The 15,123-nt window shown below is 50.5% G+C and carries 12 protein-coding genes; 1 reads left to right on the forward strand and 11 read right to left on the reverse strand.

Annotation, left to right across the window (positions count from 1 at the left end; genetic code table 11):
• The coding region (locus H503_RS0106265) for a transposase (RefSeq protein WP_162141335.1) at positions 1 to 257 on the forward strand (257 nt) is incomplete at its 5' end.
• Between the two features lie 117 nt (positions 258 to 374).
• Here the strand turns inward: H503_RS0106265 and gcdB are convergent.
• The 11 genes from gcdB to hutH form a co-directional block, all read right to left on the reverse strand.
• Positions 375 to 1,505, reverse strand: coding sequence for a sodium ion-translocating glutaconyl-CoA decarboxylase subunit beta (gcdB, locus tag H503_RS0106270; protein WP_009016127.1), 1,131 nt, complete (start codon positions 1,503 to 1,505; stop codon positions 375 to 377).
• A gap of 37 nt (positions 1,506 to 1,542) precedes the next feature.
• Positions 1,543 to 1,980, reverse strand: a complete 438-nt coding sequence (gene gcdC / locus H503_RS12840) for a sodium ion-translocating glutaconyl-CoA decarboxylase subunit gamma (protein WP_009016128.1) — start codon at positions 1,978 to 1,980, stop codon at positions 1,543 to 1,545.
• A 78-nt stretch (positions 1,981 to 2,058) separates the two neighbouring features.
• Positions 2,059 to 2,385: a sodium ion-translocating glutaconyl-CoA decarboxylase subunit delta gene (gene gcdD, locus H503_RS0106280; RefSeq protein WP_009016129.1), complete on the reverse strand. Its 327-nt coding sequence runs from the start codon at positions 2,383 to 2,385 to the stop codon at positions 2,059 to 2,061.
• 47 nt (positions 2,386 to 2,432) lie between these two features.
• Positions 2,433 to 3,932 carry a methylmalonyl-CoA decarboxylase subunit alpha gene (mmdA, locus tag H503_RS0106285; RefSeq protein WP_035196092.1) on the reverse strand — a complete coding sequence of 500 codons (1,500 nt, stop codon included), beginning with the start codon at positions 3,930 to 3,932 and terminating at the stop codon, positions 2,433 to 2,435.
• 389 nt (positions 3,933 to 4,321) lie between these two features.
• Positions 4,322 to 5,611: a [Fe-Fe] hydrogenase large subunit C-terminal domain-containing protein gene (locus H503_RS0106295; protein ID WP_009016131.1), complete on the reverse strand. Its 1,290-nt coding sequence runs from the start codon at positions 5,609 to 5,611 to the stop codon at positions 4,322 to 4,324.
• 21 nt (positions 5,612 to 5,632) lie between these two features.
• The gene (locus H503_RS0106300) at positions 5,633 to 6,064 is read right to left on the reverse strand and encodes an ATP-binding protein (RefSeq protein ID WP_009016132.1); all 432 of its coding nucleotides are present in this window, start codon (positions 6,062 to 6,064) and stop codon (positions 5,633 to 5,635) included.
• Positions 6,048 to 6,416: a DRTGG domain-containing protein gene (locus H503_RS0106305; RefSeq protein WP_014128087.1), complete on the reverse strand. Its 369-nt coding sequence runs from the start codon at positions 6,414 to 6,416 to the stop codon at positions 6,048 to 6,050. The genes H503_RS0106300 and H503_RS0106305 overlap by 17 nt, the downstream gene beginning before the upstream one ends.
• Before the next feature lie 35 nt (positions 6,417 to 6,451).
• Complete coding sequence (locus H503_RS0106310) at positions 6,452 to 9,502, reverse strand: tetratricopeptide repeat protein (protein ID WP_051201299.1); 3,051 nt, start codon at positions 9,500 to 9,502, stop codon at positions 6,452 to 6,454.
• Between the two features lie 260 nt (positions 9,503 to 9,762).
• Positions 9,763 to 11,013, reverse strand: a complete 1,251-nt coding sequence (gene hutI, locus H503_RS0106315) for an imidazolonepropionase (RefSeq protein ID WP_009016135.1) — start codon at positions 11,011 to 11,013, stop codon at positions 9,763 to 9,765.
• A gap of 121 nt (positions 11,014 to 11,134) precedes the next feature.
• Positions 11,135 to 13,183, reverse strand: coding sequence for a urocanate hydratase (locus H503_RS0106320; protein WP_009016136.1), 2,049 nt, complete (start codon positions 13,181 to 13,183; stop codon positions 11,135 to 11,137).
• Positions 13,184 to 13,462: 279 nt separating this feature from the next.
• On the reverse strand, positions 13,463 to 15,025 hold the full coding sequence (gene hutH, locus H503_RS0106325; protein WP_014128085.1) for a histidine ammonia-lyase: 1,563 nt from the start codon (positions 15,023 to 15,025) through the stop codon (positions 13,463 to 13,465).
• Positions 15,026 to 15,123 lie beyond the last annotated feature (98 nt).

Here is a 15,123-nt window from a genome sequence, read left to right on the forward strand (position 1 = left end):
AATGGTTAGCTATGGTAATGGGCTACAACTTAGATGCTTTTAAAGGGATTTTAAGATCTTTTAAAGATTGGGAGGCTGCAATTATTCAAGCAATTATCCAGCCATACTCCAATGGATTCACAGAAGGCTGTAACAACCTGATTAAGACGGTTAAGAGAGTTGCATTTGGAATGCGTGATTTCAACAGATTTAGGAACCGGATTCTCTATGTGAATTGGCAAAAAAGGAACTCGGCAAATGCCTTGCCGAGTTCCTAAAAGGCGATTTAGTTGTGGGGCACCCCAACATTTGACAAAGAACCGAAAAAAGGACCGCTGCAGAAACCTGCAGCAGTCCTTTTATTGATGACAGAGAATTGTGCGTCATGCACAAAGTTATTTGGCCGCGCCAATCATGGCCAGCATGGTACCAGCCGCAACAGCCGTACCAATAACACCGGCTACGTTCGGGCCCATGGCATGCATGAGCAGGAAGTTGGACGGATTGGCTTTCTGGCCGACAACCTGGGAGACACGAGCTGCCATCGGAACGGCGGAAACACCGGCACTGCCGATTAGCGGATTGGTCTTGCCATGATCCAGGATGCACATGAATTTGCCGAAGATGACGCCAGCAGCGGTACCACCGGCAAAAGCGACGAGCCCCAGGAAAATAATCAGGATTGTTTGCGTCGTCAGGAAGCTTTCGGCCTTCATCGTAAGGCCGGTCCCCGTTGCCAGCATGATGGTCACGATGTTCATGAGGGCATTTTGAGCCGTGTCGGACAGACGGCCCAAACAGCCTGCCTCGGTAAAGAGGTTACCCAGCATGAGCATCCCAATCAGGGAGCATACGGAAGGAAGCAGTAAGGAGATGAAAATGGTGCAGACAATGGGGAATACCACTTTTTCGAAGTGGGAAACCGTACGGAGCTGAGCCATTTTGATCTTGCGGTCTTCCTTGCTCGTAAACAGCTTCATGATTGGCGGTTGAATAAGCGGTACAAGGGACATATAAGAATACGCAGCTACAGCAATGGCACCTAGCAGATGCGGAGCCATCTTGGAAGCAAGATAAATGGAAGTCGGACCATCAGCACCGCCAATGATGCCGATTGCAGCGGCTTCCCTTACGTTAAAGCCAAGAAGCATAGCGCCAAGAAGAGCCACGAATACGCCAGCCTGAGCAGCAGCACCAAGAAGCAAGGTCTTCGGGTTAGCAATCAGCGGACCAAAGTCCGTCATTGCCCCAACACCCATAAAAATGAGCGGTGGAAAGACTTCATACTTGATACCAGCCAGGATCAGCTTCATAACACCAGGATCGGTTTCAAACCCGGTTCTGGGGATATTCGCCAAAAGGCACCCGAAAGCAATCGGGGTAAGCAGCAACGGTTCAAAGCCCTTGACGATGGCCAGGTAAAGCAGGATGCACCCAACCAGGATCATAATGGCATTGCCCGCTGTAAAAGCCATGAAACCACTGTCCGTCAGGACAGATTTCAGAGCTACCAGAAAAGCATCCATAATCTAAACGTCCTCCTTTGATATAGGTGGCGTGAGATTAGAGAACAACCATCACGTCGCCAGTGGCAACCGTATCGCCAGCGCTGACGCGGACATCAGATACAGTACCATCTTCCGGAGCCATGATTTCGTTCTGCATCTTCATAGCTTCAAGGATCAAGAGGACATCGCCAGCTTCAACTTTGTCGCCAGCTTTGACGTTGACGGACAGAACCTTGCCAGGCATCGGAGCTTCAACCGTAATGGAACCGGCAGGAGCAGCGGCAGCTTCTTTCTTAGGAGCCGGAGCAGGAGCAGCGGCCGGAGCGGCAGCAGGAGCCGGAGCAGCAGCAGGAGCAGCGGCAGCAACAGGAGCAGCGGCCGGAGCAGCAGCAGGAGCAGCAGGAGCAACAGGAGCAGCAGCGACGGTGCCGCCGACTTCTTCAACTTCTACAGAATAAACCGTACCGTTAACGTTGACATTGAATTTTTTCATGAGAAAACCCTCCTTAAAAATGTAACTGAACTGTTTGCCTAATGGCGAATGATTGGTGAATAGTCCCTCTTCTATTCATCAAAAGTAGTGATGAGGCAGCGCCATCGGTTCCATCTTCCGTTTGTGTTCGGCAATGGCGGCCATGAGTGCTGCAGCAACTGCGTCATCCTCATCCTGGATCATAGCCAGGACAGCTGCGATGGCAGCTACTTTTTCTTCCTCTTGGCGCTTTTGAGCGGCATTGGAAGCCGGTTTTACTGGGACGGCAGCTTTCTTAGGCTGCGCTTTCTTTTTTTTTGTCGGATCGATCCAGTAAATCACTTTCATCAGGATTCCAAGGATGATCAACACACCAAATACGATGGTCATGTTGATGACCGCAATGAGCCAAGGATTCTCTGTCATGAATGTCACCTCTCTTTCCTTTTCGTAGGTAATGGTTTATATCAAAATCACAGAGGAATATTACCGTGTTTTTTCTTTGGCCGGTCTTCCTGCTTGGATTTTAACATACGCAGCGCTTTGATCAAGGTCGGACGGGTCGTCTTCGGTTCAATGACCATTTCGACCATCCCGTGTTTAGCCGCATAGTAAGGTGTTGCAAAGTTCTCGATGTATTCCTCCGTCTTTGCTTCGACATCTTCCTCATGACGGAAAATAATCTTAGCAGCTCCCTGAGGACCCATAACGGCAATCTCGGCTGTCGGCCAAGCAATGACGTGGTCGGCGCCAAGATCTTGGGCGCACATGGCAAGGTAGGCCCCACCATAAGCTTTGCGGGTCACAAGAGTAATCTTGGGAACCGTGGCTTCACAGTAAGCATACAGCATCTTGGCCCCGTGACGGATGATGCCGCCGTATTCTTGATCTGTTCCCGGCAGGAAGCCCGGTACATCAACAATGTTGATGAGGGGAATCCCGAAGGAATCGCAGAAGCGAATGAAGCGGGCCGCCTTATCGGAAGCATTGATATCAAGACAGCCAGCCATGATACGCGGCTGATTGGCAATGATGCCGACCGTACTTCCGTCCAAGCGGGCCAAACAGGTAATGATATTGCGGGCATACATACGATGCGGTTCCACATATTCACCGTTATCGACGATACTGCGAATGATCTTATACATGTCGTACGGCATATGGGACCCATCAGGAATGATGGTATTGAGTGATTCATCCATGCGGAACGCGCTGTCACCTGTATCATAGACCGGCGGCTTTTCCCGGTTGTTCGAAGGCAGGAAGCTTAAAAGATACCGGATCTGTTCCAAGCAGTCCGCATCGTTTTCCGCCGCAAAATCAGCCACGCCGGAGCGGGTGCTGTGCGTGAAGGTTCCACCCAGGTCCTCCTGACCAACATCCTCGCCGGTTACGGATTTGACGACTTCCGGACCGGTAATGAACATCTTGGAGCTCTTTTTCACCATGTAAATGAAGTCTGTCAGGGCCGGGCTGTAAACAGCACCGCCGGCACAAGGGCCCATGATGGCCGAAATCTGCGGAATCACACCGGAAGAAAGGGTGTTCTGCTTGAACATCTTCCCAAAGCCAGCAAGGGCATCCGTAGCTTCTTGAATCCGGGCCCCACCGGAATCCGCCATGCCAATGATGGGTGCACCCGTTTTTAAGGCCATGGCCTGAACCTTGGCAATCTTATTGGCATGCATCTCACCCAGGCTACCGCCTTCGACGGTAAAGTCCTGTGCAAAGACAAAGACTGTACGACCATTGACCGTACCATAGCCAGTTACAACCCCATCACCAGGCAAGTATTTCTTTTCCTGGCCGAAATTGGAGCAACGATGTTCCACAAATTTATCAAGCTCTACAAAACTGCCTTGGTCCAAAAAAGAATTGATGCGTTCACGAGCCGTCATCTTTCCGGAATCGTGCTGTTTGGCAACTCTTTTGGCACCGCCGCCAGCTTCTATTGTTTCGTAGCGCTGCAGCATATCATCGATTTTTTCTCTAGTAGTCAAATGCGATACCCCCTTATGGATCTGTATCGAAAATCTAAAAATTCATTAATTTACTAAATATTTAAAACAGAGTCATTGTAACATAAATTGCAAAAACTGACTAGTTGTTTTCACCAAATAGCCTATAGGAAAAAGCTTGCCCCCCCATGGGATTTTTCTTATATATCCAAGAAAGGCAATGTAACGGTTTTCGTTCAAGGCACTGCATTGTAGATGATAGCAAGATTTCTGACAACTTGCAAGCAAAGGGGAAGCGCATTTTTCCCACACGTTTTTCAAGCCCGCATGGGTTCTCATTCTCTTTCCCTTCAGCCCATAAGTTTTCTCAGTTTTGCCTTCAATATGAGTTGACACCCCAGCCGTCATTTCTTTCGAGATTGGCGCGACCGGATGATGCAGTCTTCCTCCTTGGCAAAGCCCCGAATGACATCCTCTGCAAAGATGCGGCAGGTTGGCGCCCCGCAGGCTCCGCAGTCAAGGCCGGGGAGCCGTTCCGCAAGGGCCGTCAGCCGCTCCATCTTTTCCATGGCCGTCCCAAAATCAGGGTCAAGGGGCGGAGCCGGTTTTGCCTGGAGGGACTTGATAAAGTCCTTGGACCTTGGGAAATTTTCACAGATGCGGGCGGCCTGCATCGCTTCCCTGCGGTCCTCCCGCTCCCGTTCATGCCGCAGCATGGCCCGTCTTTCAAGGTTCTTTGTCCCGACAAATTTATTGACGGCCACACTGGGCCCACCGACACAGCCACCGTCACAGATATAGCAGCTGACGTATTCAACGTCGGTGAGACTCCCCAACGTAATCTGCTTTAGGACCTCATCCACGTCTTCCGGTCCGCTCACGCTGAGTCCATGACGGCATCCCGTAGAAAGCAGTTCTCCTCGCTCGGTGCCCCAAAGCAGTTCATAGCTGGTTCCCACGAGAGCTTGGGGCAGTTCATTTTTTTCTTTCCGGATCTCACTGATGACAACGGAAAGAGGTCCATAAAGGGATGCCAGTGTAAAAGAGCCGGTTACGGCCGTATGGGCTACATCCACCGACTGATGGATATTCGTGCCCTTCGCGGGACAGGGAGAAAGGAACCATATGCCTACATCCTCCGGCACCAGATTCAAGCGCTTCATGGTTTCACGCCGTACATAGATAGCGGCCGCTTCAGCCGGTGCAAGGGCTGGAACAACGTGACAGATGAGTTCCGGATATTTTGTTTGAATCAGGCGGAGCACAGCAGGACAGGCAGAGGAAATCACAGGATAGGACCCTTCATAGGAATCAAGATAGGCTTCGATTTCCTCACTGATATAGTCCCCGGCAAGGGGCACATCAAAAACACTGTCAAACCCAATTTCCTTGAGTCCCTGCCAAAGGATGGATGCAGAAATGTTTCCATCAAACTGGGCATAGAAAGACGGTGTTGCCAAAGCAATGTTGACCTTGTAGCTTTTCAATTCCTCCAAAGGTTCCACCAAAGCGGCAATGGCTCGGGTCGGACAGCAGCGGATACATTCCCCACAGTCAATGCAGCGGTCGGAAATAATGACCGCTTTGCCATCCCGGACCCGGATGGCCTGGACAAGGCATTTCTTGACACAGAGGAGACACCCGGTGCAACGGTCCTCTTCGACACGAACGGAATTCAAATAGGAACGATCCACAGAGGGTCACCTTCTTTCTCGTTACTGACAAAGGAAGGTCATGATGACCGTAGTTCCTTCCCCTACCTTTGTCTGGATTTCAAACGCATCGGATACTTTCTTCATATTGGGAAGACCCATGCCGGCCCCAAATCCCTTGGCACGGATTTCTTCCGAAGCCGTGGACCAGCCTTCCTGCATGGCCTTCTGTACATCCGGGATCCCCGGACCATGGTCGATGACCCTTACAGTAATGGCTTTCGGCGAAAAATCCGCAAGGACCTTGCCCCCGCCGCCATGGATCAGACAATTGATTTCCCCTTCGTAGGTTCCAATGGCAACGCGGCGCACAAGTTCCGGCGAGAGCCCCAGCTGCTGGAGCATTTCCTTGATGGAAATTGACGCCGCACCGGCCCGTTCGAAATCGTCTTTTACAACAGGATATTCCTTTTCCACGTCAGCGACTCTCCGCATCCTTCGCGGTGCAGCCTCGCAGTCCCAGACTGTAGAGACGGCCACAAGCTTCGAACATGGTGCACTTCGTGTAAAGAACGGGGATATCCTTTCTCTTGGCGGCCATGAGAACATCGCTTTCAGGATGCTTGTCACGAACAAAAATAATGGCAGCAATATCGCTGACATCAGCCGTACGGACAACTTGGATATTGAGAAGTCCCGTCAAAAGCACTGCCTTGTTCTTGGCATAGGCCAGGACATCACTCATCATATCACTGCCGCAGGCCATTTTTACTTCCCGGTTCAGGAGATTTTCCCCACTGGCCACTTGGGCATCCAGGACTTCCACTGCTTGTTTCAAAGTAATCATGTTTTTTCCTCCTCTTGGTGATCAATCAAATCGCGTTAGGAACGTCGTGTAATACAAAACAGACTTTCCAGCTGCTGCCGTTCCCAAGCATCCCGATGGGAGTCAAGGGCCTGCAGCGCTTTGGTCGCATAGCTGGACATACTTCCCGGGTAATGGATACTGATGGAACGTTGGGGATACTGATGCTTGATCAGGGCAATCGCCATATAGACATAGCCCGCTTCCCGGGGATTATTCATCTTACTGAGTTTCTGCACAGCATCATCTAGGAAGCACTCAGCCTCCTTTTCCTGCTCCTTGCGCATGGAAAGCAGCGCCAAATAGGCTTCCACGATTGGATGGCGCCAGCAGAAATTATAACGGGGGAAGAGTTCATAGGCCTGGCGAAAATATTTCTCAGCCTGCTCATAACGACCCATGGCATAACAAACGACACCGGCATTACAGGAAAAGACAACCCAAGAGCTGTAGGCATCCTGGTCCCGTGCGTATTCCATGGCCTTGTCATAGTAGTCAAGGGCTTCTTGGTAACGGCCCATGCCGCGCCGGATTTCACCCAAATAATTATAGGCACCAGCAATATTCAGGGCATACCGCCGCTGGACGCTCTGGGTCACCATGAAAGTGGAAATTGATTCCTTGAGGAGCCGTTCCGCTTCAGAGAAATTCCCCTGCATGATCATGTTAAGCCCTTTGAGACGAAGGAGAATACCCATTTCCTTATGATAGTTGCACTCATCGGCTACATTGAGGGCAAGTTCCAGATAGTTCCGCATCTCTTCCGTATTGCCAATCTGGATGTCGTAGTAAATCATCTGCTTGTAGCCCATAAGGAGATAATCGAGATTTCGCACCTCGGAAGCAATCTCCACAAGGCTCAAGATGTTCCGGACCCCTTTTTCATATTCACCGGTCCGGATATAATGGCGGCCCATAAGGTGCAGGTAAGTCATATCAAGGTCCTTGACCTCACTGGTTTCCCCATAGGTCCGATGGATGGTGTGCATCATCTCATCGACTTCACTCACCAGTTCATCCAGGTGCAGTTCCAAAGAAGAGCTTTCAAGCCGGCTTTCTTCCACACCGCCGGTCACGTCAAGGACAGGAAACAGTTCATTGCTGAAATTGAGGTAATACATGAGGGTCTTGAGCTTATAGCGCCCCATGTTCACCAGTTCCCCCGACTCCTTATAGTGATATTCCAGATGGCGATAGATCCGGATATCCTGAGTGAAATGAGTGAGTCGTTTTTCCCAAAGTCCGGCCACGTAGCTATGAAGGATCCGCCATTTTTCCGGTGAAATCTGCTGTTTGACATAACTTGCCAGTTTCTGCTGAATGATTTCATAGAGCACTTCCGGCTGTTGGGGAATGGCCTTGATAAAGCCTGTTTTTTCCAGAACTTCCAGGCTTTCCAGGACCTGAAGGTTATTGAGGTGCATATATTCCGAAATCATGGCCAGCGGCGCGCCGTCGTAGAAAAGAGCGATGAAGTCAAGAATCTTGCGCTCTTCATCGGACAGAGCAGCACAGCCATTGCGGAAAATGGTTCGAACATTTTCCGTCAAGTTGTCGAGGCTCCCCGTCGTTTTCAAGGCCATAAGGTATTCCTTGAGAAGAAAAAGATTGCCCTCCGAATCCGCAAGGAGTTGACTAATGATGTCGTCTGTAAGGGGAACGCCCGGTTGGGAGGCTTCACTGACAGCCTTGACCGTGTCCTTCGTCAAGGGCAAAAGCTCCACACGGTGCACTTTTTCATACATGGAAACGGTTGAGACAAATTGCTGAAAGTCCTTGTCCTCACTGCTGCGAGCCGTGAGAAAAAAGAGGAAGCGATGGGATTTTTGATGAAGGATCAGGCTTGTCAGAAGCGACAGACTGAAGGGATCCATCCACTGCAGGTCTTCAAAAACAATCACGAACGGTCTTGCAGCCGCCACTTCTTCCAAAAGGGAATAAAAGGTATGGAAAATGGCATCAAATTTCAGCATTTCCTTGATTTCGCCAAGACCTGATTCATGTCCATCCGTCACGTCAAACTGTGGAAAAAGTTTGTAGATCCGGTTGGGATCGATGGTGGAGACCCGAATATGTTCCTTTTGGATCAGGCTGCGCAGCGCATCAAGGATGCTTGTCCACGGACGTAGGAGAATATTGCGTTCCGGCTGAAAGCAATTGGTCTGGACGATAGCAAATTCCGGAGGCAGCTGATCCAAAGCCGCATCTTTCACAAGGGTCTTGCCGCTGCCCGCATTGCCATAAAGGAATATGGCTGTGTTTTCCCCCGCCCTCACAAAGCGATCCAGTTGGTTCCGAAGCAGCTGGGTTTCTTTTTCCCGCCCCAAAACATTCGGTCCCAGGCTGCTCAAGGTGGAATGTCCCTTGGCTTCTTTTGCCGAAGCCTCCTTCATCATGGTTTCAATTTCTGGCGGTACGCTGCTCTGGAGTTCTTCACGGAAGAGTTTTTTCATCTCATCGTAAAGCTCCAACGCCTGCCGCATATTGCCCTGCTCACAATAAGTACGCAGCAAGAGGATATAGATGCTTTCATCATAGGGGTTATGGGTAATGAGCTGCCGGCCGTAGCGCGTGACTTTGGCCATGTTGCCAATGGCAACAGCTTCCTTGAGCTTTTGAAAAAGAACGTCCAGATAAAGGCCTTCAAGACGGTCACGTTCCGTAAGATACCAGGATTCATATTCCGGGGAATCCTTCACATAAAAACCTTGGAGGAAACTTCCTTGGTAAAGGTCCAGCTGGTTGCCCGGGTCCCTTTCAAATTCCGTAACGTCCACCTTAAAGTCAATGTCCGGATTGACCTTGATAATCGCCTTCCGTGGGGAGACAAAGACATTGGGTCCCAAGAGCTTTTTCGTTTCATAAATGGCATTGCGGAGATTTTTCCTAGCAATGGCATCGGATTTATCTCCCCAAAGGATTCCACTCAGCTCATCACGCATGACCGTTCCTTTGACGAGAATATAATATACGAGGGCATTCACTTTATTGTACGGAAAAAAGACTTCCTGCCCATCTTTTTTGATTACTGGTGCGCCTAAAAAACGCGCCTCAAGAGTATGCGCCATGATCCCTTTCCCTCCAATCATCCGGCACGCATCCGCATCAGATGTCATTACTCAAAGTCTCCTCCATTATAATATAAAAACGCCGATATGACAAAGGAATCCGGTCGTAACGTTGGCTTATTTCCTACCGTTTCCGCAATTTGCAGTTTGGATGATCGAAGCTTTTCCTTACGTCTTTAGAGAAGCAGCATACAAAAGCCTTGCGCCGCGCAAAAAGGCAAAAAAGGAAGCTCCCACCCGAAAGCAGGAGCCTCCTTTGATTAAACGGAAGCCGTATGAACGAGCTCACCTTTCTTGATGACTTTTTCTACAATGTTGACGCCTGTATGATAGGGGAGGAACTTATAGGAAGGATATTGAAGAATCGTCAGATCTGCCTGTTTACCGACTTCAATGGACCCAATCCGGTCAGCTCTCCCTACGGCAGCAGCCCCATTCAAAGTAAGGGCCGTAATGGCTTCCTCGGCCGTCATATGCATATAGATCACAGCCAGGCCAAGCATGAGCGGTACGGAGAAGGTAAAGCCGCTTCCCGGGTTGAAATCCGTTGCAAGCGCCACGGCACAACCCGCGTCAATCATCTCCCGAGCCCGGGCAAAAGGTTCACGCAAGCAGAACGCGGTCGTCGGCAAAAGGGTCGAAACGACACCATTTTCAGCCATGGCCTTGATGCCTGCATCGGACGCGTGAAGGAGATGATCTGCACTTGTGGCTTTAAGTTCACCAGCAAGTTCCGAACCGCCAAGGGATACGATCTCATCTGCGTGGATCTTGAGCTTGAACCCCATCTCCCGGGCTTTCTTAAGGTACTGACGGCTTTCGTCAACGGAGAAAACCCCTTCTTCACAGAAAATATCACAAAATTCGGCAAGGTTTTCCTTTTTGACAACAGGCATGACTTCCTTTAGGAGGAAATCCAGAAACGCTTTGCTGCGCCCTTTATATTCAGGCGGGACCGCATGGGCCCCAAGGAAGGTAGAAACCAATTCAATCGGCTGGGAAGCATTCAGCTTCCGCGTCACATGAAGCTGCTTGATTTCTGTGTCGTAGTCCTGCCCATAACCGCTTTTGGCTTCGACCGTAGTCACACCCATGGCGAGCATCTTCTTGAGATGGTCCATGGCATGATCGGCAAGTTCCGCTTCCGACGCTTCCCGAGTTGCTTTCATGGTGTTAATGATTCCGCCGCCGCGGTTCATGATGTCCATATAGCTCATCCCGCCCATACGCCAGAGAAATTCATCTGGACGATATCCGCCAAAAACAAGGTGGGTATGGGAATCAACAAATCCGGGGAGGACCGCTTTGTGAGCAGCATCGATCTGGTTTTCCCGGGGAACTTCCTTTTCCCATTGGGCTGGGTCACCAATTCCTTTGATGATTCCATCCTCGATAAAGATGGAAGTATTTTCATAGACCTTGACATCACCCATTGCCTTGCCAAAGCAGGCCGAATGGCCTTGGGGCGTCACAATTTGGGATGCATTGCGAATCAATACTTTTTTCGTCATAGTGGGCTCCTTTTTCAGAGGGGGGAGAAGACTCCCCCATCATATCGTCAAAGAGATTGCCGCCTTAAGGCAGCAATCTCCCGACCAAAATGATGAAGTTGAAGAGGAATTGAAGGGAAACTCAATCTTTGATGACATGAGCCGTCGGATATACCTTGGCAACAGCCTCCTTGACCTTCTTATCATCAGCCAAGTAAGGAATCGTCAGGTGCCCAATCCCAGCGCGGGTACCATTGAATTCAACAGCCGTTTCCATAGCATGTTCGTTGCGGGCCCAACTGCGGCGGGCAACCCCGCTCATAACATCCCAGCTCAGTGCGCTGCGAATGATTTCATCAACTCTGTGGCTGCCGTCAAGAACAAGGCCGAAGCCGCCATTGATGGCTTTACCAATCCCGACGCCGCCGCCATTGTGGAGGGCAACAAGGCTCATGCCGCGGGCCGCGTTACCCGCATAAGTTTGAACGGCCATATCAGCCATAACGTTGGAGCCATCTTTGATGTTGCTCGTTTCACGGAACGGGGAGTCCGTACCGGATACGTCGTGATGGTCACGTCCCATCATGACAGGACCGATTTCACCTTTGCGGACCAGTTCATTGAACTTGAGGGCAATATTGACACGGCCGATTTCATCCTGATAGAGGATACGGGCCTGGGTACCAACGACCATCTTGTTCTTTTCAGCGTCGCGGATCCAGATGTAGTTATCGCGATCTTGATAGCGACGGTTCGGATCGATGCAGCTCATGGCAGCCATATCGGTCTTATGCAGATCTTCCGGCTTGCCGCTCAGGCAGACCCAACGGAACGGGCCATAGCCGTAATCAAAGAGCTGCGGTCCCATGATATCTTCGACATAGCTCGGCCAAATGAAGCCGTCCTTATCATCAACGCCGTTCTTGGAGATTTCCGTTACACCGGAATCAAAGACAGCTTTCATGAAAGAGTTGCCATAGTCAAAGAAATAGATTCCTTTGCTGGTAATGCGTTTCAGTGCATTGTAATGGGCATGGAGGGTCTTATCAACGAGTTCACGGAAATGCTTGGGATCTTCGGCAAGCATCTTCGTACGTTCTTCAAAAGTCAGGCCCTGCGGGCAGTATCCGCCGTCATATACGTTGTGGCAGCTGGTCTGGTCGGACACAAGGTCAACATGGACATCATGGTCAGCGATATATTCAAGAAGGTCGACAATGTTCCCATGATAAGCGTAGGCTTTGCCTTCCTTTTTAGCCATTGCATCCTGAGCCAATTTGATGACCTCCGGAATGGAATCAGAGACTCCCGTAATCCAGCCCTGATCAAGACGGGTCTTGATGCGGGATGCATCGACTTCAGCAATGATGGCTGCGCAGTTAGCAATGATAGCCGCCTTGCCCTGAGCGCCACTCATACCGCCCAAGCCGCTCGTGACAAAGAGTTTGCCGCCCAGGTCCCCATCTTCTGGAATCCCCAGTTTCATACGTCCGGCGTTGAGGATCGTATTGAAGGTCCCATGGACAATCCCTTGAGGGCCAATATACATCCAGCCGCCAGCAGTCATCTGACCATAGTTGGCAACGCCCATTTCTTCGGCGATTTCCCAATCATGGAGGTTATCATATTCGCCAACCATGATACCGTTGGAAATAATGACACGCGGAGCTTCCGGTTTAGAACGGAAGAGGCCCAGGGGATGACCGGATTCCATGACAAGGGTCTGATCCTGTGTCATTTCTTCCAAGTAGCGTTTGATCAGAAGGTACTGCATCCAGTCATGGCAGACGGATCCTGTTTCACCATAGGTGACCAGTTCATACGGATAGAGGGCAACTTCAAAGTCCAAGTTGTTGTCAATCATGACCTGGAAAGCTTTGCCTTCCGTGCATTTTCCTTTATATTCATCAATTGGTTTGCCATAGATGCGGCCTTCCGGGCGGAAACGATAGCCATAGATACGGCCGCGAGTCGTCAATTCTTCGAGGAACTCTGGGATAAGTTCATCATGATATTCTTCAGGAATGTAGCGCAGGGCATTTTTCAGTGCCAGTTCAGTCTGGGCAGGGCTGAGGCGGAAGCCGCGGTCAGGGGCTCTGCGGATGCCTTCCTGGAAAGGTTTCTTCGGAGGAAGTCCATTGGGGAATTCCAGTTTGATTGTCATTGCCTTTGCGATATCAGCATTTTTCATGTCGTAACCACTCCTTCTTTCACACGATATCCTGATGAACGGGGCTTTTCCCCCATCTCGTTTACGACCTTATTCTATCGATTCATCATCTAAAAAACGTCGAATTTGAACAGTCAAAGAAAATCATTTTAAAAATATTTCCGACTGTTTTTTGACGGAAAAACGCTTCACCGTCAGAAAAACCGTCCAAAAAGGAAGTACTTTTCCGCCTTATGAACAAGAGCAGCCGCCCAAGGCCGCTGCTCTTGTGTAACCGATAACTCCGGTTCAAAGTATGGATCAGAAGAACTTGAGGTCTGCCTTATCTTCAACGGCTTCAAGGATGTCACCACGCTTGACGACGTCCGTAATCTTTTCGAGTTCCTTGAACATTTCAATATCCTTATCATAAGCGATGAAGGCATTGGTCTTACGAACCGTGTCGTAAGCAGCCTGTGTACCATCACCCAGTTTGAAGCCTTCACCAGCACGCAGGTCGATAGCTTGGCAGGCGGCGAGGATTTCCGTTGCAATCACGCGGCGGACGTTGAAGCAGATTTCTCCCGCTTTGCGGGCTGCCGCAGCGCCCATGGAAACAAGATCTTCCTGATTTTCGCAGCTTGGGATGGAGTCGACCGATGCCGGATGGGCAAGAACCTTGTTTTCACTGACAAGGGCAGCGGCTGCATATTGGGTGATCATGAAGCCGGAGTTCAGGCCCGGATGAGCAACGAGGAAGGACGGGAACCCACTGAGGGAGTTGTTGATGGTCCGTTCCAAACGACGTTCCGAAACGTTGGCAATTTCCGAAAGACCAATACCAAGGAAGTCAAAAGGAAGGGCCATCGGTTCACCATGGAAGTTGCCTCCGGAGATGACTGCGCCATCAGGCAGGACAATGGGGTTATCCGTAGCGGAGTTGATTTCGATATCAACCTTTTCTTTGACAAAGCCCAGGGCATCCTTGCTGGCGCCGTGGATCTGCGGTACGCAGCGGAGGGAGTACGGATCCTGAACCTTCAGTTCCCCCTGATGGGTAACGTAGGTAGAGTTTTTCAGGAGGCTGCGGATGTTGTAGGCCGTATCAAGCTGGCCGCGATGAGGACGGATCGTATGGAGCCGTTCGTCAAAAGCATCAATGATGCCGCGGTTAGCTTCCATCGTAAGGGCAGCAGCGATATCACTCTGCTTGAGAAGGAGCATGCCATCCCAAAGGGCGAAGGTACCCATAGCCGTCAGGATCGGAGTCCCATTGATGAGGGCCAGACCTTCCTTGGCAACAAGGCGGATGGTCGGGATCCCAGCGCGATCCATGGCTTCCTTGCCGCTCATCAGTTTGCCCTGATATTCAGCATCACCCAATCCAAGCATCGGAAGGACCATATGAGCTAACGGAGCAAGGTCACCGGAAGCCCCGAGGGACCCTTTTTCGGGAATATAGGGATGAACACCCTTATTGATCATATCGACGAGAACATTCAAAGTTTCCAAACGGATACCGGAGTACCCTTTGACCAAAGCATTGGCGCGGATCAGCATGGCAGCGCGGGTCACTTCACGGGACAGGGGATTGCCATAACCGCAGGAATGAGTGCGGATGAGGTTTTCCTGGAGCTGGCTGCAGTCTTCCTTGGAAATGGAAACACGGCAAAGGGAACCGAACCCGGTTGTCACCCCGTAAACAACTCTTTCATTATCTACGATATCATCGATAAGGGCACGGGAAGCCTTGATGCGGTCAATAGCGTCAGGATCGACCTTGATCTTGGCGTCGTAGCGGCTGACAGCCACCAATTCTTCGAGGGAAAGGTCATTTCCGGTCAGGACTACTTCTTTAATGTTCTTTACATCTTTCAACAGCATTGTTCGTCATCCTCCTTACAAGATAAGCACATGGTTTATGGAATGTATGGATCCAGCATTACAAAAGAGAGAATTTCCAAAGGAATCGGCTGCCTCTT

The organism is Acidaminococcus intestini DSM 21505, from assembly GCF_000425045.1.
In the GTDB taxonomy this organism is placed as follows: Bacteria; Bacillota; Negativicutes; order Acidaminococcales; family Acidaminococcaceae; genus Acidaminococcus; species Acidaminococcus intestini.